Here is an 18,964-nt window from a genome sequence, read left to right on the forward strand (position 1 = left end):
GTTGAAGATCCGTGGTGCAGTGCTCGAAGAGATCGGCCGGGAGCGTCCCTTTGCGGAGTCGACTCCGATTTCGATTTCGGAACTCGACCTCGAATCCCCGGGCCCGGGTGAGATCCTCGTCAAGATCGAAGCTGCCGGGCTTTGTCACTCCGACCTCTCCGTGGTCGACGGGAATCGCGTTCGCCCCGTGCCGATGTTGCTGGGCCACGAGGCAGCTGGTCGAATCGTCGAACTCGGCGACGGCGTTGATTCGTTGTCGGTGGGCACCCGCGTCGTGATGACTTTTCTTCCGCGGTGTGGCGAGTGCGCGGGATGCGCCACTGACGGCCGGATGCCGTGCACGGTGGGTAGCGCCGCCAACAACGACGGCAGTTTGCTCGGTGGCGCGCAACGACTGCGGCGCTCCGGCGAGAGCGTCAAACATCATCTCGGCGTTTCGGGTTTCGCGACGCATGCGGTGGTCAACGCCAAGTCCGTAGTTGCCGTCGAAGACGATATTCCGGCCGAGATTGCAGCCGTACTCGGCTGCGCGGTGTTGACCGGCGGGGGAGCGCTACTCAACGCGGCCAAGCCTCGCCCGGCGGACACTGTGATGGTGGTCGGCTTGGGCGGCGTCGGGATGGCCGCAATCCTGACGGCGCGGGCACTCGGGGTCGAGAACGTCATCGGCGTCGACGCACTGGAGTCCAAGCTGGCTCAGGCACTGGAACTGGGCGCGACCGAGGTCTTCACACCGTCCGGCCTGTCCGAGAGTGGCGTTCGCGCAGACATCGTCGTCGAAGCTGCGGGAAATGCTCGGGCGTTCGAGACAGCCGTGGCTGCGACGGCAGCTGGTGGCACGACCGTCACGGTCGGGTTGCCTGCGCCTGATGCGCGCTCGTCGATCTCGCCGCTCGGGCTGGTGGCCGAAGCGCGGACCATCATCGGCAGTTACCTCGGATCCGCGGTCCCCGCCCGCGACATCCCGATCTACGCGCAATTGTGGCGGGACGGGAAGCTACCGGTCGAGAAGCTCATCTCCTCGCGAATCGAGTTGGACGACATCAATTCCGGCATGGACGAACTTGCGGACGGAAGAGCAATCCGACAGGTCATTATTTTCGACTGAAATCGTTACCTCCTGTAACGCTTCTCTCATACTGGACGACTACTCGAATGACGTTGCGTGACGCCCCGGGGGTCGGTCGTACGTTTTCCAAAAGTTGATTGGGGAGAAGATATGCCGGTTCGTGGGTTCTTTTCGCGACATCGAATACTGGCGGGTGCAGTAGCGCCCGCAGCGCTCGGCGTGGCCGCGTTGGTGGCGGTCGCAGTTGCCGTGGATTCTCCGCAATCGCAGACGATCGAGACCGAGTTGACCGCGTCTGTCACCGAGTGCCACGACACGGTCGGGATCGGTGTTGCCGGTCGCGGAGACACGCCGGTCGAGGGCACAACGAAGATGCTCGTCGGTGCGGATGGAACGACACTCCTCCCCGCGGCGCTCACAGACGACTACAGCAGCCACTGGGTCGACCCGGTACTCAAGGCACCAGCCGGTTCGGTCAAGGACGGCTCGTACGCCTCCGTCTACATCGCGTATCCCGCAAACATGGACAGTTACGAAGAGGCCGTGACGACGGGCGCGGACAACACCCGCGCTGTGATGAAGGCAATCAGCGCGGCCTGCCCGAACACGAAGTTCTCGATTGTCGGCTACAGCGAAGGCGCTGACGTAGTGCGCCGCGTCGCGATGGACATCGGCTCGGAGTCGAGCACCTCCGGCATCAATCCGGACAACGTCGTCGGTGTGGTCATCTTCGCCGACGCTGGTCGACTCGCGGGCGAGGGGCCGTTCCCCGGCGCCGAGAACCCGTACGCGAACCCGAACGGTTTCAACCAGCAATATCAGAACGGAAAGAACACCGCTTCCGGATCCGGGGCACTTCCAGGCACCAGCGGAGATTTCGGGGCCCTGAACGGCAAGATTGCGTCGTTCTGCTCTGACGGCGACCTCACCTGCGCAGCTCCCGAGAACATTTCACTCCTGATTCTGGCGGCAAACGTCGGTCGGCAGCTCAACGTCGACCAGTTGCAAGCGCAGAATCTGACGCCCGCCACCGGCATGGACATCGCGGTCGTGATGGGACGCGTGATGTTCGACGCCTTCAACGACATCTCGAGCAATCCCACCTGGATGCAGAGCGACGAAACCTTCCTCGATGTCTTGCTGAAGGTCTCCGACCCGGCGTACAAGCCGAGCGAGGCCACCACGACGCCGGTCGCAAAGGACTCGGTTTCCACTGAGGAAGTGTCGCCGTTGGCGTACCTGCCGCAGAAGCTGTTCAAGGAAATCGTCGGCCTCATCGCCACGAACCAGAACACCATCCCCGTAGTCATGAACGATCCGTACGGCCTGACCTTGGGCCCGGATGTCGGTCACCACTTCGACTACTGGCGCGATTCGGATGCTGCAAACGGCAAGCCCCTGACATCAGCGGAGTACGCAGCGGCGTGGCTGACCTATCTGGCCAAGCAGGCGCAGGACGGCAAGCCGGTCGATTCGTTGGCGAAGCCGACCGCCGAAGAGATGGCGGATGCCATCGACGCCTTGGCTGCTTCGCCTTCGGTTACCGACTCGGCCAAGCCCACCACAACCACGGGCGAAGCGGTACAACCCGCACCCGCAGGTTCGGAATCTGCAGCACCGGCACCCGGGGCTCCGACGACGACATCCGTTGCGCCGGCCGCGACGCCGAGTGTGACTTCAACCGTGGCGCCGTCGACTTCAGTCGCGTCGAGTGAACCGCCCGCCGCGACCACGACAACGACAACATCAACAACAACAACGACACAGGCTGCGGCCGGCTAGCCGAGACGTTTCCGTTCGTCAAAAACGCTGTCACAGGCTGCGATCCGCAAGTAGTTGCGGATCGCAGCCTGTTTTGGATGTACGGGTTACGTACGGCGACGGTTGGTGCTTATCGTGGAAGGGAGGTTTCCGGATCACGAATCGTGGGTTTCACCGTGCACGAGCTGTCTATTGCGCAGAGTGTGGTCGAAGCCGTGTGCGAGCGTGCCGGCGAGCGACGAGTATCGAGCGTGCGGCTGGAAGTAGGGCAACTATGCGCGGTGGTTCCACACTCTCTGCTGTTCTGCTTCGACGTTGTCACGGCGGGTACTCACGCCGAGGGTGCCAGCTTGCACATCGATCAGATTGCAACCAGCGCGCGATGCAAAAGCTGTGGCGTGACTTTCTCGCCGCCCGACATGTTCTTGTTGTGTGGGTGCGGCAGTGCTGATGTCGAGGTGCTTGCCGGCCGCGAGTTGCGGATCCTGTCGATGGAAGTGAGCTGAGCATGTGCGCGACGTGTGGGTGCGGGGACGCCACGGGACCTCGGGTGTCGGTCGTCGCCGGCGGAGAACACGAGCAGGACGACAGCCATGGGCACGGTCACCACCACGACCACGACCACGACCATGGGCACGGTCACTCCGACCACACTGTAATTCTCGAGCAGCAGGTGCTTGCCAAGAACGACCGCATTGCGGTTCACAATCGTGAGTGGATGCGGGGCCGCGGAATCACGGCGCTCAACATCATGAGTTCGCCCGGCGCGGGTAAGACCACATTGCTGGCGCGAACGATCCGGGAACTAGGACGACAACGACCGATTGCCGTGATCGAAGGTGACCAGGAAACCCGGCTCGACGCCGAGCGGATTCGTGAGGCCGGCGCGTCAGTGGTCCAGGTCAACACGGGGGCGGGCTGTCACCTCGATGCCGAGATGATCGATCGCGCGCTGCACGCCTTGGACCCCGCGGACGAGTCGCTGCTTCTGATCGAAAACGTAGGAAACCTGGTGTGCCCCGCGCTCTTCGACCTGGGCGAGGAAGGCAAGGTTGTCCTAATTTCGACGCCGGAGGGGGTCGACAAGCCGAAAAAATACCCGCACATCTTTGCCGTCGCGGACCTCGTGGTGATCAACAAGATCGACTTGCTCCCGTACGTCGAGTTCGACGTCGATGCCTGTGTCGCGCAAGCGAAAATCCTCAATCCTGCTGTGCGCGTTGTTGTTCTATCGGCCACGACAGGTGAAGGCATGGACGAGTGGTACGAGTGGATCGGTAGTCGTTCGGCGATTTCTCCGGTGGCCGTTGACAACTGATCTGCTCGGGTAGTTAATGAAATGAGTGGGTGCCACGCAAGTGGGCCGAGGTTCGACTCCGGTGGCGTCAGCGTTTCGGTGCCGCAGCAATTTGAGGCCATAGCGTGTCAGGCAGTAGCGGCGCCGAGAATCAGGCGCAAGTGCACCCGTGAAAGCGGCTGACATGGACACACAAAAATCGACTGCTGGCACCACGGCGGAACCTGCCTCCGAAAGCGCAGCTACCCCCGAAAGCGCAGCGGCCAAAGCGGAAGAAACTCTGATCCACGTGCTGTGGATCAATGCCGGTCTCAGTTGCGACGGTGATTCGGTGGCGCTCACCGCGGCCACGCAACCCAGTATCGAGGAGATCGCGCTCGGTGCGTTGCCCGGCCTGCCTCAGGTGGCGGTTCATTGGCCGCTCATCGACTTCGAATGTGGACCGCAGGGCGGCGCTGACGATTTCCTGGAATGGTTCTGGAAAGCCGACCGGGGAGAATTGGAACCCTTTGTTCTTGTTGTCGAAGGATCTATACCGAACGAGAAACTTCACGACGAGGGGTACTGGTGTGGTTTCGGAAACAATCGCGAAACCGGCCAACCGGTCACCACGAGCGAATGGCTCGACAAGCTGGCATCGAAAGCCACTGCGGTAGTTGCGGTCGGCACGTGCGCAACCTACGGCGGCATACATGCGATGGCCGGCAATCCGACCGGTGCGATGGGCGTGCCGGACTATCTCGGGTGGACCTGGAAATCGAAGGCGGGCATCCCGATCGTGTGCGTTCCCGGGTGTCCCATTCAGCCGGACAACCTCTCCGAGACCCTGACCTATCTTCTGTACATGGCCACTGATCAGGCGCCGATGATTCCCTTGGACGAATCCCTCCGCCCGCAGTGGCTTTTCGGTGCCACCGTTCACGAGGGCTGTGACCGTGGCGGGTACTACGAGCAGGGCGAGTTCGCGACGGAGTACGGGTCGCCGAAGTGCATCGTCAAGCTGGGATGTTGGGGACCGGTCGTGAAATGCAATGTCCCCAAACGTGGTTGGATAAACGGAGTCGGCGGGTGCCCTAATGTCGGCGGGATCTGCATCGGCTGCACGATGCCGGGATTCCCGGACAAATTCATGCCGTTCATGGATGAACCACCTGGCGGCAAACTCTCCACCAATGCGGTGGGAATGTACGGGTCCGTGATCCACAGTCTGCGCCGGATCACCGGTCACACGTTGGACAAGGAACCGCACTGGCGCGAGCGCGGGTCGAAGTTGCTCACCGGTGCGACGCGTACGTGGTGACCGACCGGATACCTTCAAATCAGTTCGTGAGCAACGTCTCTGGGAGGCACTGCAATGACGGCCATCGTTCCCGAACCCACCTCGACTGCGGACCGCGACGGTCTTGTCGAGATGGCGTGGGACCCCATCACCCGAATCGTCGGCAGTCTGGGTATCTACACCAAGATCGACTTCGCCAATCGCGAAGTGGTGGAGTGCCACAGCACGTCGTCGATCTTTCGTGGGTATTCCCTGTTTATGAAGGGGAAGGACCCGCGCGACGCGCATTTCATCACCAGTCGTATCTGCGGCATCTGCGGTGACAATCACGCCACATGCTCGTGCTACGCACAAAACATGGCGTACGGCGTCAAGCCGCCGCATCTGGGCGAGTGGATCGTCAATCTCGGCGAGGCCGCCGAGTACATGTTCGACCACAACATTTTTCAAGAGAATCTGGTCGCAGTCGACTACTGCGAGAAGATGGTCTCCGAGACGAATCCCGGTGTGCTGGCGCAGGCAGAGAACACGCGCTGCCCGCACGAGGAGCAGCACGGTTATCGCACGATCGCGGACATCATGCGGACTCTCAATCCGTTCACGGGTGAGTTCTATCGCGAAGCGTTGCAAGTCTCGCGTTCGACTCGCGAAATGTTCTGCTTGATGGAGGGTAGGCACGTCCACCCGTCGACGCTCTATCCCGGCGGCGTCGGCACCGTCGCGACGATCGAACTGATGACGGACTACATGTCGCGGCTGATGCGGTACGTCGAATTCATGAAGAAGGTCGTGCCGATGCACGACGACCTGTTCGACTTCTTCTACCAGGCGCTGCCTGGTTACGAGAAGGTTGGCCTGCGGCGGACCCTGCTGGGTTGTTGGGGATCGTTCCAAGACCCCGAGTACTGCAATTTCTCGTACAAGGACATGACCGACTGGGGCCGGAAGATGTTTGTCACTCCCGGTGTGGTTGTCGACGGAAAGTTGGTCACCACGGATCTGGTGGACATCAACCTCGGTATCCGAATCATGCTGGGGTCCTCGTATTACGAGGACTGGAGTGATCAGGAGATGTTCGTCAAGACCGATCCGCTGGGTAACCCGGTCGATCGCCGGCACCCGTGGAATCAACACACCAACCCTCACCCGCAGAAGCGGAACCTCGAGGACAAGTACAGCTGGGTCATGTCACCGCGATGGTTCGACGGAAAAGACAACCTCGCTCTGGATACCGGCGGGGGAGCATTGGCTCGTCTGTGGAGCACCGCTCTTGCCGGCCTGGTCGACATCGGATACCTGGAGTCGACCGGACACAGTGTGAAGATCAATCTTCCGAAAACAGCACTGAAGGGTCCTGTCTCGCTCGAGTGGAAGATTCCAGAGCATGGCAGCAATACTCTCGAAAGGAACCGTGCGCGAACGTATTTCCAGGCATACGCAGCAGCGGCTGCCCTTCACTTCGCAGAGAAGGCGCTTGTCGAGATCCGGGCAGGCCGTACCAAGACGTGGGAGTCGTTCGAGGTTCCGGACGAGGGAATCGGTTGCGGATTCACCGAAGCCGTCCGCGGAGTTCTCTCACATCACATGGTGATTCGTGACGGCAAGATCGCGAACTATCACCCGTACCCACCGACCCCGTGGAATGCGAGCCCGCGCGACAGCTACGGAACCCCCGGTCCGTACGAGGATGCCGTGCAGGGTCAGCCGATCTTCGAGGAGAACGATCGAGACCACTTCAAGGGCATCGACATCATGCGGACCGTGCGTAGTTTCGATCCCTGTCTGCCGTGTGGTGTTCACATGTATCTCGGCGGCGGTAAGACCCTGGAGAAGTTGCACTCTCCGACGCAGTCCGTGACCGGGGAGTGATCGATGGAGCAATCGGCCGACTACTGGCGCGGAGCAGGTGAGCGCATCGAGACGTTGTTACAGGCCAATGCCGGTGCAGGCCCGGTGGCCAGGGATCGCGCCGAGCAACTGGTCCGCGAGGTCGTGCAGTTGTACGGCGCCGCACTCGAACGCACCGTCGCACTGGCGGATCCGGCCATGATGGATGCGATGGTTCGCGACGATCTGGTGTCGAGCCTCCTACTGGTGCACGGACTTCACCCGCACGACGTCGAGACCCGCGTACGCACTGCGCTCGACAGCGTGCGTCCGTACCTCGGCTCGCACGGCGGGGACGTCGAACTGATCGAGGTGGCGGACGGCGTGGTGCGGCTACGGCTTCTCGGAAGCTGTAACAGTTGCCCTTCGTCGTCGGTGACCCTCGAAACCGCGGTCCAGGACGCGGTGCAGGCGGCGGCACCCGAGACCACCGGAATCGACGTCGAAACACCGGATTCGCACGAGCTGAAGTCGGGTGTGATCTCGGTCGAGTCCCTGTTCTCGCACGTACACGCCGACGGGGGAGGCGCGCACTGGGTGGAGGTCCCCGAATTTGCCGAAGTCGACGCGGGTGAGGTCGCGGGTTTCCGGGTATCGGATACCGATCTGTTGGTCTGCCGCTCCGGTGACGATCTGTACGCGTATCGCGACCATTGCCCCGTATGTGACCATTCGATGGCGGGGGCTGTGCTCGAACGCATGATGGGCCTTCCTGTCCGAGACGCCGCTGTCCTTACCTGTCCGACGTGCTCTGCCCACTTCAGCGTGTACGGAGCGGGTGCGCGGGTCGGCACCGGCTCCGAGCACCTGGCGCCTCTGCCGGTGCTTGTTCGCGACGGTGTGCTCTCGGTCGCGCTTGCCGACGATTCCGTGTTGCCGGTGACCTAGCCGTGGACGAAGCCTGGTCATGAAAACCACTGTGGGAGAGGTGCTCACGCGAATCGCCTCGACGCGCGCCGTTCCGACCGGGCCGCTGTGTGAGATGTGCGCGGCGGGCATAGGTGACGAACACCAACACGTCGTGGACGTACAGGTCCGGAGCCTGATGTGCGTGTGCCGTCCCTGCTATCTGCTCTTTGCGCCGGTCGACGCGGATCTCCGATACAAAGCGGTTCCCGATCGGTATCTCGAATTTCCAGGCTTCGAACTCGCCCCTGGCCGGTGGGAGTCCCTGGAAATTCCCGTCGGCCTGGCATTCTTCTTTCGGAACTCACTCCTCGACAAGTACATAGTCTTCTATCCGGGACCTGCCGGAGCTACCGAATCCGAGTTGCCCATCGACTCGTTCGAGACTGTGCTCGCGGAGAATCCGGGGCTCTCGCAGATGCGGGCCGACGTCGAGGCGTTGATTGTCTCGGTGCCCACGTCAGGACAATCGCCGAGATGCTTCGTTGTTCCCATCGACGCCTGCTACGAGCTGGTGGGCAGGCTGCGCACCGTGTGGCGCGGATTCGACGGTGGCCAGGATGCCGCACGCGCGGTGGACGAGTTCTTCGGGCGCGTCGAGGCGCGAAGCAGATCGGCATGACCGTCCTCGACTTCTCGGTCGACAACGTGGAGGTGGAACCGTATGCGGTTACACCAAATCTGACGGTGAGATTGAGGATGTCGGAGACTACCGGCGCGACCGTCCGAGCAGTCGCTCTACGCGCACAGGTTCGAATCGAACCGCACCGCCGGCCGTACTCCGACGAGGAAGGCGACGCCCTGCGCGATTTGTTCGGTCCGCGGGAGCGTTGGTCGAGTACGCTGCGAACCTTCTTGTGGATGGAGTGTTCCGCGGTCGTTCAGGGATTCACGGAAACAACGGTCGCGGCCTTACCCATGGCGTGTACGTACGACTTCTCGGTGACGGCGTCGAAGTACATGCACGCACTCCGTGACGGAACGATTCCGATCGTGGTTCTACTGAGCGGAACCGTATTCACCGACGGGCAGCGCGGTTTCTCGGTACAGCAGATCCCGTGGGACAGATCTGCTGCCTACGAATTGCCGGTCGACGTGTGGAAACAGCTGATGGCCACGCATTATCCGGCCTCTGGGTGGGTACGCCTCGACCATGAGACGATTGCCGATCTCGTGCGATTCAAGGCAGCGCACGGCCTCACGGACCTCGAATCAGCCGTGCGGCAGTTGCTCACGGCGAGCGAGGTGCCCCGATGACCCGAACTGAGATGGATCACGACGTTCGGGCCGTGGCCGACGCTGTCCTGTACGAGGGATATCTTCTCTATCCTTACCGGGCCGGCTCGGCGAAGAATCAATCCCGTTGGCAGTTCGGGGTTCTCGGACCGCCCGGCGCCGCCGGTGACGGAGTCGGCGAGGAACCGTCGATGTCCGCCCAATGTCTGCTCGGCGAACTCGAGCGGAACGGCGCCGAAGTAACGGCGACGGTGAGATTTTTGCACCACCAGTCGCGGACGGTTGAACGACTCGGCGCCGGCGGCGCGTGGATTCCGGTGGATCGGTTGGTAGTCGACGGGCACGAGGCGATCTCGTGGGACGAAGCCACCGAATCCGAGATCGTCTTGGGTCCGTGGGGTCTGGACGAACTCGAGGCCGGCGTCGAAGAATCCTTCTGTGCGGCGGGAGTTGTCGACGGAGAGACTCTGGCGGATTCTCGGGGCCGGGTAGTCGGACGGGTCGTTCGGACACGGCTTCCGGTGACTGGCCGCTTGGAATTGAACGCCTCCGCAGGGGACAGACGCAGGGTGATCTCCGTGAGCATCATGAACGACACGAGCGTCGACATGAGGGACAAGGGCACGGCCACGGCGCAGTCGATGCTCGGCACTCACGTCATTTTGACCTGCGCAGGCTCGAAGTTCGTGTCGTTGTTCGACGAACCAGATCACGCGGAGCCGCTGCGCCAAAATCGCTGTTATCCAGTGCTTGCGGGGACCGAGGATCCGACTCACCCCGGTACATCGCCCACCGTTCTGGTGTCACCGATCATCTTGTACGACTTTCCCGAGATTGCGCCGCAGAGCGAAGGATCCCTGTTCGACTCGACGGAGATCGACGAAATTCTCACCCTGAGAATTCTCGCCATGACCGAAGAGGAAAAGGCGCGGGCGCGGGCTACCGACTCGAAAGCTGCCGACATCATCGATCGATGTGAGAGCTTGACGGCCGACGATCTAGCCGGCCTGCACGGCGTGCTGCGAGATTCGATTGCCGGTTCTGATCTGATACCCGAGGTGCCTGACGGCGTGGACTGGTGGACGCCGGAAGCCGACACCAGTGTTCAACCACGCACCGACGCAGTATTGATCAACGGCGTCCGCGTCTGTGGTGGAAGTACGGTTCGGCTTCACCCCTCACGTCGCGCTGATGCTCAGGACCTGTTCTTCGACGGCCGGATCGCCCACGTCGCCACCATTCATGAAGACGTGGACGGCGACATTCATGTTGGGGTGACGCTCTTGGACGACCCGGCCGCCGATCTGCACAACTGGTACGGCCGCTACCTGTACTTCGCGCCGGACGAGATAGAGCCGGTGCCGCGAGACGGCGCGAGTTGACGTACTTCACGCTGTCGGACTTCACAGCTGTCGGACTTCACAGCTTTCGGACTTCACTGCTATCGAGAGGAGAACCCGCCATGAGGAGCATGGGATTGCTGTCGACGGCACTTCTCGGCGCCACCGCGATCGCAGCCGCGATCGTTCTGGTGGTGTCGATGCCGGACATCCAGCGCTATCTGCGAATGCGAAAGATGTAAAGCACTGTGCGCGTGCTGATTGCAGGCGTCGGAAACATATTTCTCGAAGACGACGGATTCGGCCCCGAAGTTGTTCGAGCGTTGCAGCATGAGAATCTCCCGACGGGGGTTCGCCTGGTCGACTACGGGATTCGTGGTGTGCATCTGGCATACGACTTGTTGGAGTCGTGGGACGCGCTGGTGCTGATCGACGCATTACCGGTGACCGGAGTTCCGGGGAAGCTTGCGATCATCGAAGTGGATCCCGAAAGTGAAGGCTCGCAAGGAGGTTTCGACGCACACTCGATGCATCCGAGTTCGGTGTTTGCCAGCTTGCAGGCCCTCGGCGGAGCACTCCCGCGGACGTTCGTGGTGGGGGCACACGCGAAATCGATTGGCGACGGAATCGGATTGAGCACAGAGATGCGTGATTCGGTAGGGCAAGCCGCCTCTGCGGTGATGGCACTCGTCCGGTCGATCGACGTGGATTGTGATGCCACCACTTTGGGGCCGGAGGTGTGAGTCATGTGTCTGGGGATTCCGGGACGGGTACGCGAACTACTGGACGGATACGGCGGTCAACTCGCCCTCGTCGACGTGGAAGGTGCACCGCGCAAGGTCAACATCGGGATGCTTGACGAAGGCACCGTCACGGCAGGTGACTGGGTGGTGATCCACATGGGCTTTGCAGTCGAGAAGGTCGACGAACAGGGAGCACAGCGCGCCCGGGCCGGCCTCGAACTGATGGGCCGTGGTCAAGACGGTGAGATCGACGAGTCCGGTACTCGTACCGGCGAGGTCGGGACATGATGGTCGCCAGCCGTGTCATCGTTCGTGGCGTAGTCCAGGGTGTGGGATTCCGGCCGTTCGTTCACGCGACTGCGACCGAACTGGGACTGTCGGGTTCGGTGGGAAATTCTGCTCTCGGGGTCGTGATCGACATCGAAGGCGACGGAGAGGCAATCGATGCGTTTGTCGCTCGGGTGCGAAACCGCCCCCCACCGCTGGCACGAGTGGAGTCGATAGAGCGCGAGGACTCGCCGCCGCTAGGTCGTCAGGGGTTTTGCATCATCGAGACGGATGCGGGGGCGGTCGGGCGAACCTTGGCGCCGGCCGACGTCGGGATCTGCGACGACTGCCTGCGGGAGCTGGCTGATCCGAGCGATCGGCGATTTCGTCATCCCTTCATCACCTGCACCAATTGTGGTCCACGATTCACGATCATCGAGTCGATGCCCTACGACCGGGCCGCTACGACGATGAAGCGGTTCCCGTTGTGCGCGAACTGTGCGGCAGAGTACGTGGATCCCTCCGACCGCCGGTTTCATGCGCAACCGATTGCCTGCCCGGAGTGCGGTCCAACGCTTTCGTTCGTGGAAGGCGACGCGCCCGCGGTGGCCGGCGAGGGTGCACTGCTACGAGCCCGATCGCTGCTACGAGGCGGGAAGGTTCTTGCTGTCAAGGGAATTGGAGGATTCCACTTGGCCTGCGATGCGCGTGATGATCGCGTGGTTCACGATTTGCGTGAACGCAAGCATCGACCGAGCAAGCCGTTGGCGGTGATGGTGCGCGATGTGAGAGAAGCCAGAGCGCTGGGTGTGGTCGGGGATGCCGAGGCCGATGCCATGTCCTCGCGCGAGCGTCCCATAGTGCTGGTTACCAAAGCGTCTGGATACACGCTGTCTCCTTCGATTGCCCCAGGCATTCCGGACATCGGAATCATGCTGGCCTACAACCCGATTCAGCATCTTCTTCTCGGGTTGGCGGGAGACGCTGCGGGCCCCGCGGCGTTGGTGATGACGTCGGCGAACATCGGTGGCGAGCCAATTCTGTACTCTGACGACGATCTCGAACGGGTGGGTGACCTGGCCGACGGGGTGTTGACCCACAACCGTCCGATCTTGATGCCGTGTGACGACTCGGTGATGCGAATAGTCGGCAGTGGACGACAGTTGCTTCGTCGCTCGCGCGGATATGCACCGCTGCCCGTTGCGGCGCCGTTCGATCTACCGCCCACCTTGGCGGTCGGGGCCGATCTGAAGAACACCTTCTGTCTTGCCGAGGGTGCGTATGTCTGGCCGAGTCAGCACATCGGAGACATGGGCGACCTCGCTGTCCTCGACAGTTTTGCTGCCTCGGAGAGTCACTTCGAGTCGATCACCGGAGTAGTGCCGCACCAGATTGCCTGTGACGAGCATCCTCGGTATCGCTCGTCCTCGTGGGCTCGCAGTCGTAGTGGCGACCGACCGGTGCGCGTCGTCGGGCATCACCACGCACATGTGGCTTCCGTGATGGGGGAGAACGGCCGGGACGGGAGCGAACCGGTTCTCGGAATAGCGTTCGACGGCACCGGCTACGGGGCGGACGGCGCAGTGTGGGGAGGGGAATTGCTGCTGGCGACGTACAAGGGTTATCGCCGTCTCGCGCATCTGGGATACGTACCGCTGCCAGGGGGCGATGCCGGAGTGGAACGACCGTACCGAATGGCGCTCGCCCACCTCTGGCATGCCGGGTTGGACTGGGAAACCGACCTCGCGCCGGTGGCAGCCTGTCCGCCACGAGAGCAGTCGGTCCTACTTCACCAGTTGGAAACCGGTTTCGGGTGTGTGGACACCTCCAGCATGGGGCGGTTGTTCGACGCAGTCTCCTCGCTGACCGGGGTTCGTCAGAGCGTCGACTACGAAGCGCAGGCCGCCATCGAACTGGAGGGCATTTCGAGGGGAACTGCCAGCGCCCCGTCGCGGTACACCTTCGACTGGGTGCAGTCGGACGACGATTCCTGGACAGCTGATCCACGGTCGGTCATTCGGGCCGTTGTCCGTGATCTCCGAGCGAAGGTGCCCGCCGACGTGATCGGCGCGCGCTTCCACGAATCCGTCGCGCACCTCGTACTCGAGTGGGCAATCCGTGGCCGGGAACTGGCGGGAGTGGACGAGGTAGTTCTCACCGGAGGCGTCTTCCAGAACCCCCTCCTGCTCGTCCGGGCGTGTGCCCTGCTCGGAGAGGCCGGATTCACGCCGTTGACAGGACTGCAGTTACCACCGAACGACGGTGGTCTCGCCTACGGCCAAGTGCTGGTCGGGAGTTCGTCATGAGGTCAGGAGTTGTGCCATGTGCCTAGCCGTACCAGGACGTATCGAGTCCTTGGAGGAACGCGACGGAACGACGATGTCGGTGGTGAACTTCGGTGGCGTCCGAAAAGAAGTGTGCCTCGAATACATTCCGGGCGCCCGAGTCGGCGAGTACGTCGTGGTGCACGTCGGATTCGCGATCCAACGACTCGACGAGGAATCCGCACGCAGCACGCTGGCGGAATTCGAACACCTCGGCGTACTCGAAGAGGAATTCGGTGACGGGTTCGCCAGGGCTGCCCGGGCCGCCGGGATCGAACCGAAGGAGACGGAATCATGAAGTATCTGGACGAGTTCTCCGATCCGGAACTGGCCGGCAAACTGCTGGATCAGATACGCGCGCTGGCCACGCGCCGATGGGCGATCATGGAAGTGTGTGGTGGTCAGACACATTCGATCATCAGGCACGGCATCGATCAACTACTCCCAGAGCAGATCGAGATGATTCACGGACCTGGTTGCCCGGTCTGCGTCACGCCGCTCGAGATCATCGACAAAGCTCTCGAAATCGCGGCAAAGCCCGATGTCATTTTCTGTTCATTCGGGGACATGTTGCGAGTTCCGGGGAGTTCGTCGGATCTGTTCCGGATCAAGAGCGCCGGCGGCGACGTTCGCGTGGTGTACTCTCCGTTGGATGCACTGACTATTGCCAAGGAGAATCCGGACCGGCAAGTGGTGTTCTTCGGGATCGGATTCGAGACCACAGCGCCAGCCAACGCCATGACCGTCTATCAGGCCAATCGCCTGGGTATCAAGAACTTCTCGCTGCTCGTCTCGCACGTTCTGGTCCCGCCGGCAATGGCCGCGATAATGGACTCGCCAGAGTGCCGCGTGCAGGCATTTCTGGCGGCCGGGCATGTGTGCAGTGTGATGGGAACGTCGGAGTACCCGGCCCTCGCCGAGAAGTACAGGGTCCCGATAGTCGTCACCGGATTCGAGCCGCTGGATCTCCTGGAGGGCATCAGAAAGACTGTGCTGCAGTTGGAATCGGGTCGACACGAGGTCGAAAATGCCTACGCCCGTGCTGTCACGGCGGAGGGCAACACCGCAGCGAAAGCGATGCTCGAGGATGTGTTCGCGGTGTCGGACCGGACGTGGCGCGGCATCGGATCGATCCCGAACAGTGGTTGGCAGCTGGCGCCGAAGTATGCGTATTTTGATGCGGAAGAACGTTTTTCGGTGACCGATATCCACACCGACGAGTCGAGTGTCTGCCGGTCCGGTGAAGTATTGCAAGGCTTGATCAAGCCACACGAGTGCAGTGCCTTCGGGAAGGAATGTACTCCGCGGAATCCACTCGGTGCCACGATGGTGTCGTCCGAGGGGGCGTGCGCTGCTTACTACCTGTACCGACGCCTGGAACTGCAGGAGGCGGGTCATGCCGGCTGAGGAGACCGCGGTCGTGGACCTGTCGGCATGGGTGTGCCCACTGCCGCTGCGTGATTCGCCGAACATCGTCATGGGACACGGCGGTGGGGGAGCGATGTCCGCCGAGCTCATCGAGCATCTGTTCCTGCCCTCGTTCGGAAGCGCTGCCGCTGCCGAGCTCGGCGACTCGGCTGTATTCGACATCGGCGGGGTGCGGCTCGCCTTCTCGACGGACTCGTACGTCGTGAAACCCATGGTGTTTCCCGGCGGAACGATCGGCGATCTTGCGGTCAACGGAACGGTGAACGACCTGGCGATGGCGGGAGCACAACCCTTGGTGATGTCGACGGCATTCATCCTCGAAGAAGGGACCGCGTTGACCGACATCGCGGCGATCGCGAAGGCGCTCGGGCGGGCTGCGCACGTTGCCGGCGTTCGACTGGTGACGGGTGACACCAAAGTTGTCGATGCCGGTCACGGCGACGGAGTCTTCATCAACACCGCGGGAATCGGGATTGTCGCCGACGGGGTGGACATCAACCCCACTCGCGCACAAGTGGGTGACGTCGTGATCGTCAGCGGCGACATCGGTGTTCACGGGGTGGCCGTGATGAGTTGTCGCGAAGGTCTCGAATTCGGGACCGAGGTGCGCAGTGATTGCGCGTCGCTCAACGGCGTGGTCGCCGACATGATTGCCACCGGCGTCGACATCCACGTCTTGCGCGACCCTACCCGGGGCGGAGTTGCCGCCACTCTCAACGAGATTGCTCAAGCGTCGAATATCGGTGTTGCGCTGGTGGAACGAGATCTGCCGATCCCCGCTGACGTGCGCGACGCCTGTGGGCTACTCGGTCTGGATCCTTTGTACGTCGCCAACGAGGGTAAGTTGATCGCCTTCGTTCCGCGAGAAGACTCCGATCGAATTCTGGAAGCGATGCGCGGTAATCCACTGAGTGCGGGGGCTGCCGTGATCGGGGAGTGCGTGGCCGAACATCGTGGAATGGTGGTGGCGCGTACGGCATTGGGAGGCAATCGGGTAGTGGATTTGCCGGCAGGTGAACAACTTCCGCGGATCTGCTGATGACTGCCGTCGGTATGAACGGACCGGCGTTGTTTGCCCGCTACGCGTATCCGCCGAACGAGTTGGGTTACTGCGGACCCGACGATCCTTCAGTGCTGCTTCGTCTGGCCAGCGGCAACTCGGGCAGCGGCGACCGTGATCGCGCTCGTCAATTCGACGGTGCGTGGCCGTACCTCGAGGCATTGGCCGCAAGTGCGGGCATCGACGATCCTCTCGATCCGCGAGTGATCGAAGCCTATTGGGTAGGAGGTGATCTCCTCGACTCGCTTGATTCGGGGGCGTTGTTGCAGCACTTGAGGGGGGCATTCGGTGAACGCGAGAACACCGGGTTTCTCCCTGCCCTCGGGGATCGGGACCGCGCGCTCGCGCACCACAGTTTTCACGTATTTCTGGTGTATCCGTGGGTCAAGCTTCTTCGGAAGCGCGGTGCGGTCCCACTGTCCGTCCTCCAGAACTGCCGGATCAGATGGGGAGTGGTCGAGGACGTGAGTGAGGAGCACGCGTTGGTGGTTTCGTCCCCGCTCGAGTTCGACGGTGAGCAACTCGTACGCGGCACGCCGGTGACGCAGCGAGTGCGATGGAGCGTTGACGGCCGCTCACTCGCACCGACGCCCGTCCAGGGCGCCTTGGTGACGATGCACTGGGATTGGCTGTGTGACAACATCACGTCAGAGCAATCACGGGCATTGGATGCCGCGGAAGACTCGGCATTGCGGATCGCGACCCGGATGCTGTCGAGGTGACAGGCCCTGTCAGAGCAGGGACCACGGTCTGGCGGATACGCAGGTGTCAGGGCACGAAGAAGGTTCCGAGGCCCGGTGTTCCGATCGCCTGGGGATCGACGTATGCGACGACCTGACCCGAGCCCGGACGAATCGTGACGGGTTGTGCATCCAGTGTCGGAAATGATGCGGATCCGTACGCTCCGGTGCCGAGACTGAGCCAGTGGACGACCGCGGAGTGGGGGTTTCCGTCTCCGGGTGCGCGTTGCACGTGCAGCACGGCGACGCCCGGTTCTTCGCCGACGATCGCTGCAAGGTGGGGAGTGGGCAAGTCGACGAGCGGGACGTAAGGGTCGACCTGGAACGGAACCGTGCTCGGCGCCGCTGCCGCGGTACCCGGCATCATCACGCCGGAGATCGCAAGGGCCGCAAAGACCGCGGCACCGGTACGTGCAAAAGCGTTGAGTGCAGTCATACGATTCGACGCTAGTCGCTTGACCGGCGATTCGGTGCCGTTTCGCGTTTCAATCGGTGGCGGGGTGACGTCGACGCCACCGCCCAGTGGTACGCGAAGGTACTCGGAATGACGATCGAGATAATCGGCCCCACGGCACGCACTGCAGTGAAGTTCGGAGATCAGAAGATCAATCCGAGGCCTCTCGGATCGGCGGAGCAAGACCCGGCCTGGACCACCGGCGCCGTCGAGACGGCAGGTTCCGAGGATTTGTGCTTCATCACTCTTGCGTCACCCGGAACTGTCCGTGAGCACCTGGAGAACTGTGGGGTCGAGGTGCTCGACGGGCCCGTGACCAAACTGGGTGCCCTCGGCGAGATGGTCTCGCACTATTGTCGCGACCCCGACGGAAGCCTCATCGAGATCGCCGTCTACCCGTGAACCAACCACTCCGAGGAGAAATTACTCCAGATTCAATGTCGTTCAGTGCTGCCTCCGCCGGCTGTCGACATCCTTCCCCGCCGTGCACTTGGAATCCACGTTCGTCACCGGACTTTGCGGGTCCCGCTTTCTCTGATCGTTCGTCCGCGGTCCGCGTCCGTCGGACTGTTCTCTTCAAGATCGCTGATCGAACTGGTTTCGAGAAGGTGTCGGACCGGCGTCCGATGGCTTTCGAGGGGGATCTAGCTGCTTCCATCGTCTATCGAGTGAGCGAGGGTGGAGACGGTGCGTTTTCGGTGGGTTGTTGCCGGTTGCACTGTGTCGGGCCAGTCAGCAGTTTCTTCCAGCGCCCAGTCGGCCCATTCGGCGATGTGGTTGAAGTGGCCGATCATGAACCGGTTGGCCAGTGCCATCAGATGATTCTGCTGGGGGAGTGTGCCGGCTTCGGGGGCCGAAATCCGTTGTGCGTGTGAGACGAACAGACTTCGAGACCGAGTTGCCTGTTCGCGCATGGTAGTCAGGTTGGTCCGCAGGTCGGCGATCGTGCCTTGGTTGGCGAAGATCACGCGGATCATGCCTTCGAACTGCAAAGCGGGGGGTGTGGCCTGGGTGGCGAGCCAGTCACTCAGCGCTGTGCGGCCTTCGTCGGTGATGGAGTAGACCGTGCGGGAGCGCTGAGTGCCTTTCGTTACCGTGCTCGCCGTAACCAGACCGCGTTCAAGCAGAATTTTGGGGGCGTTGTATCGCTGTCGGTCGGCGCTGGGCCACAAC

20 protein-coding genes and 1 pseudogene are annotated in these 18,964 nt (G+C 62.1%); 19 read left to right on the forward strand and 2 right to left on the reverse strand.

What is annotated here, in order from left to right; translation table 11 throughout:
* The first annotated feature begins 1 nt into the window (after window position 1).
* The 18 genes from AC1DWA_RS26225 (at window position 2) to AC1DWA_RS26310 (ending at window position 17,319) form a co-directional block, all read left to right on the forward strand.
* Entirely contained in the window at window positions 2-1,108 is a 1,107-nt protein-coding gene (locus tag AC1DWA_RS26225) for an alcohol dehydrogenase catalytic domain-containing protein (protein ID WP_477845987.1), read from the forward strand.
* A gap of 111 nt (window positions 1,109-1,219) precedes the next feature.
* On the forward strand, window positions 1,220-2,851 hold the full coding sequence (locus AC1DWA_RS26230) for a cutinase family protein (protein ID WP_477845922.1): 1,632 nt from the start codon (window positions 1,220-1,222) through the stop codon (window positions 2,849-2,851).
* A gap of 155 nt (window positions 2,852-3,006) precedes the next feature.
* Window positions 3,007-3,336 (forward strand): hydrogenase maturation nickel metallochaperone HypA, encoded by a 330-nt coding sequence (gene hypA, locus AC1DWA_RS26235; RefSeq protein ID WP_095970748.1) that lies wholly within the window; start codon window positions 3,007-3,009, stop codon window positions 3,334-3,336.
* 2 nt (window positions 3,337-3,338) lie between these two features.
* On the forward strand, window positions 3,339-4,148 hold the full coding sequence (hypB, locus tag AC1DWA_RS26240) for a hydrogenase nickel incorporation protein HypB (protein ID WP_477845923.1): 810 nt from the start codon (window positions 3,339-3,341) through the stop codon (window positions 4,146-4,148).
* Between the two features lie 163 nt (window positions 4,149-4,311).
* Complete coding sequence (locus tag AC1DWA_RS26245; RefSeq protein WP_477845924.1) at window positions 4,312-5,427, forward strand: NADH-quinone oxidoreductase subunit B family protein; 1,116 nt, start codon at window positions 4,312-4,314, stop codon at window positions 5,425-5,427.
* 54 nt (window positions 5,428-5,481) lie between these two features.
* A complete protein-coding gene (locus AC1DWA_RS26250; protein WP_019748080.1) occupies window positions 5,482-7,275 on the forward strand; it encodes a nickel-dependent hydrogenase large subunit in 1,794 nt (597 codons plus the stop codon).
* 3 nt (window positions 7,276-7,278) lie between these two features.
* The gene (locus tag AC1DWA_RS26255; protein WP_264614428.1) at window positions 7,279-8,181 is read left to right on the forward strand and encodes a NifU family protein; all 903 of its coding nucleotides are present in this window, start codon (window positions 7,279-7,281) and stop codon (window positions 8,179-8,181) included.
* 19 nt (window positions 8,182-8,200) lie between these two features.
* Window positions 8,201-8,821, forward strand: a complete 621-nt coding sequence (locus tag AC1DWA_RS26260; RefSeq protein WP_020907452.1) for a DUF5947 family protein — start codon at window positions 8,201-8,203, stop codon at window positions 8,819-8,821.
* The gene (locus tag AC1DWA_RS26265) at window positions 8,818-9,456 is read left to right on the forward strand and encodes a DUF6084 family protein (protein ID WP_019748083.1); all 639 of its coding nucleotides are present in this window, start codon (window positions 8,818-8,820) and stop codon (window positions 9,454-9,456) included. The genes AC1DWA_RS26260 and AC1DWA_RS26265 overlap by 4 nt, the downstream gene beginning before the upstream one ends.
* Window positions 9,453-10,817, forward strand: a complete 1,365-nt coding sequence (locus tag AC1DWA_RS26270) for a hypothetical protein (protein WP_477845925.1) — start codon at window positions 9,453-9,455, stop codon at window positions 10,815-10,817. The genes AC1DWA_RS26265 and AC1DWA_RS26270 overlap by 4 nt, the downstream gene beginning before the upstream one ends.
* Before the next feature lie 80 nt (window positions 10,818-10,897).
* On the forward strand, window positions 10,898-11,017 hold the full coding sequence (locus tag AC1DWA_RS26275; RefSeq protein ID WP_003942178.1) for a DUF6893 family small protein: 120 nt from the start codon (window positions 10,898-10,900) through the stop codon (window positions 11,015-11,017).
* 6 nt (window positions 11,018-11,023) lie between these two features.
* Window positions 11,024-11,518 carry a hydrogenase maturation protease gene (locus tag AC1DWA_RS26280; protein ID WP_069146018.1) on the forward strand — a complete coding sequence of 165 codons (495 nt, stop codon included), beginning with the start codon at window positions 11,024-11,026 and terminating at the stop codon, window positions 11,516-11,518.
* A 3-nt stretch (window positions 11,519-11,521) separates the two neighbouring features.
* On the forward strand, window positions 11,522-11,806 hold the full coding sequence (locus tag AC1DWA_RS26285) for a HypC/HybG/HupF family hydrogenase formation chaperone (RefSeq protein WP_019748086.1): 285 nt from the start codon (window positions 11,522-11,524) through the stop codon (window positions 11,804-11,806).
* Window positions 11,803-14,091 (forward strand): carbamoyltransferase HypF, encoded by a 2,289-nt coding sequence (gene hypF, locus AC1DWA_RS26290; protein WP_069146019.1) that lies wholly within the window; start codon window positions 11,803-11,805, stop codon window positions 14,089-14,091. The genes AC1DWA_RS26285 and hypF overlap by 4 nt, the downstream gene beginning before the upstream one ends.
* A gap of 16 nt (window positions 14,092-14,107) precedes the next feature.
* Window positions 14,108-14,407, forward strand: a complete 300-nt coding sequence (locus AC1DWA_RS26295; RefSeq protein ID WP_020907459.1) for a HypC/HybG/HupF family hydrogenase formation chaperone — start codon at window positions 14,108-14,110, stop codon at window positions 14,405-14,407.
* Window positions 14,404-15,516, forward strand: a complete 1,113-nt coding sequence (hypD, locus tag AC1DWA_RS26300) for a hydrogenase formation protein HypD (RefSeq protein WP_477845926.1) — start codon at window positions 14,404-14,406, stop codon at window positions 15,514-15,516. Before AC1DWA_RS26295 ends, hypD begins: the two co-directional genes overlap by 4 nt.
* The gene (hypE, locus tag AC1DWA_RS26305) at window positions 15,506-16,576 is read left to right on the forward strand and encodes a hydrogenase expression/formation protein HypE (RefSeq protein WP_477845927.1); all 1,071 of its coding nucleotides are present in this window, start codon (window positions 15,506-15,508) and stop codon (window positions 16,574-16,576) included. Before hypD ends, hypE begins: the two co-directional genes overlap by 11 nt.
* On the forward strand, window positions 16,576-17,319 hold the full coding sequence (locus AC1DWA_RS26310; protein WP_134999493.1) for a DUF6390 family protein: 744 nt from the start codon (window positions 16,576-16,578) through the stop codon (window positions 17,317-17,319). The genes hypE and AC1DWA_RS26310 overlap by 1 nt, the downstream gene beginning before the upstream one ends.
* A 46-nt stretch (window positions 17,320-17,365) precedes the next feature.
* Here the strand turns inward: AC1DWA_RS26310 and AC1DWA_RS26315 are convergent, their stop codons facing one another.
* The gene (locus AC1DWA_RS26315; RefSeq protein ID WP_019748092.1) at window positions 17,366-17,773 is read right to left on the reverse strand and encodes a hypothetical protein; all 408 of its coding nucleotides are present in this window, start codon (window positions 17,771-17,773) and stop codon (window positions 17,366-17,368) included.
* 60 nt (window positions 17,774-17,833) lie between these two features.
* Here AC1DWA_RS26315 and AC1DWA_RS26320 point away from each other — a divergent pair.
* Window positions 17,834-18,193 (forward strand): annotated as a pseudogene (locus AC1DWA_RS26320) (VOC family protein); the annotation flags it as partial.
* A 242-nt stretch (window positions 18,194-18,435) separates the two neighbouring features.
* Here AC1DWA_RS26320 and AC1DWA_RS26325 read toward each other — a convergent pair.
* Window positions 18,436-18,964 (reverse strand): PadR family transcriptional regulator (locus AC1DWA_RS26325; protein WP_477917223.1); only part of this gene is annotated, 529 nt, incomplete at its 5' end.

It is taken from the genome of Rhodococcus sp. P4_F3_2 (assembly GCF_056401335.1).

Coding starts and splice junctions, on each gene's coding strand:
- AC1DWA_RS26260 (WP_020907452.1), top strand. CDS start 8,201: ATGAAAACCACTGTGGGAGAGGTGCTCACGCGAATCGCCTCGACGCGC.
- AC1DWA_RS26295 (WP_020907459.1), top strand. CDS start 14,108: ATGTGCCTAGCCGTACCAGGACGTATCGAGTCCTTGGAGGAACGCGAC.
- hypE (WP_477845927.1), top strand. CDS start 15,506: ATGCCGGCTGAGGAGACCGCGGTCGTGGACCTGTCGGCATGGGTGTGC.
- AC1DWA_RS26255 (WP_264614428.1), top strand. CDS start 7,279: ATGGAGCAATCGGCCGACTACTGGCGCGGAGCAGGTGAGCGCATCGAG.
- AC1DWA_RS26265 (WP_019748083.1), top strand. CDS start 8,818: ATGACCGTCCTCGACTTCTCGGTCGACAACGTGGAGGTGGAACCGTAT.
- hypB (WP_477845923.1), top strand. CDS start 3,339: ATGTGCGCGACGTGTGGGTGCGGGGACGCCACGGGACCTCGGGTGTCG.
- AC1DWA_RS26250 (WP_019748080.1), top strand. CDS start 5,482: ATGACGGCCATCGTTCCCGAACCCACCTCGACTGCGGACCGCGACGGT.
- AC1DWA_RS26315 (WP_019748092.1), bottom strand. CDS start 17,773: ATGACTGCACTCAACGCTTTTGCACGTACCGGTGCCGCGGTCTTTGCG.
- AC1DWA_RS26230 (WP_477845922.1), top strand. CDS start 1,220: ATGCCGGTTCGTGGGTTCTTTTCGCGACATCGAATACTGGCGGGTGCA.
- AC1DWA_RS26270 (WP_477845925.1), top strand. CDS start 9,453: ATGACCCGAACTGAGATGGATCACGACGTTCGGGCCGTGGCCGACGCT.
- hypF (WP_069146019.1), top strand. CDS start 11,803: ATGATGGTCGCCAGCCGTGTCATCGTTCGTGGCGTAGTCCAGGGTGTG.
- AC1DWA_RS26245 (WP_477845924.1), top strand. CDS start 4,312: ATGGACACACAAAAATCGACTGCTGGCACCACGGCGGAACCTGCCTCC.
- AC1DWA_RS26285 (WP_019748086.1), top strand. CDS start 11,522: ATGTGTCTGGGGATTCCGGGACGGGTACGCGAACTACTGGACGGATAC.
- AC1DWA_RS26310 (WP_134999493.1), top strand. CDS start 16,576: ATGACTGCCGTCGGTATGAACGGACCGGCGTTGTTTGCCCGCTACGCG.
- AC1DWA_RS26275 (WP_003942178.1), top strand. CDS start 10,898: ATGAGGAGCATGGGATTGCTGTCGACGGCACTTCTCGGCGCCACCGCG.
- hypD (WP_477845926.1), top strand. CDS start 14,404: ATGAAGTATCTGGACGAGTTCTCCGATCCGGAACTGGCCGGCAAACTG.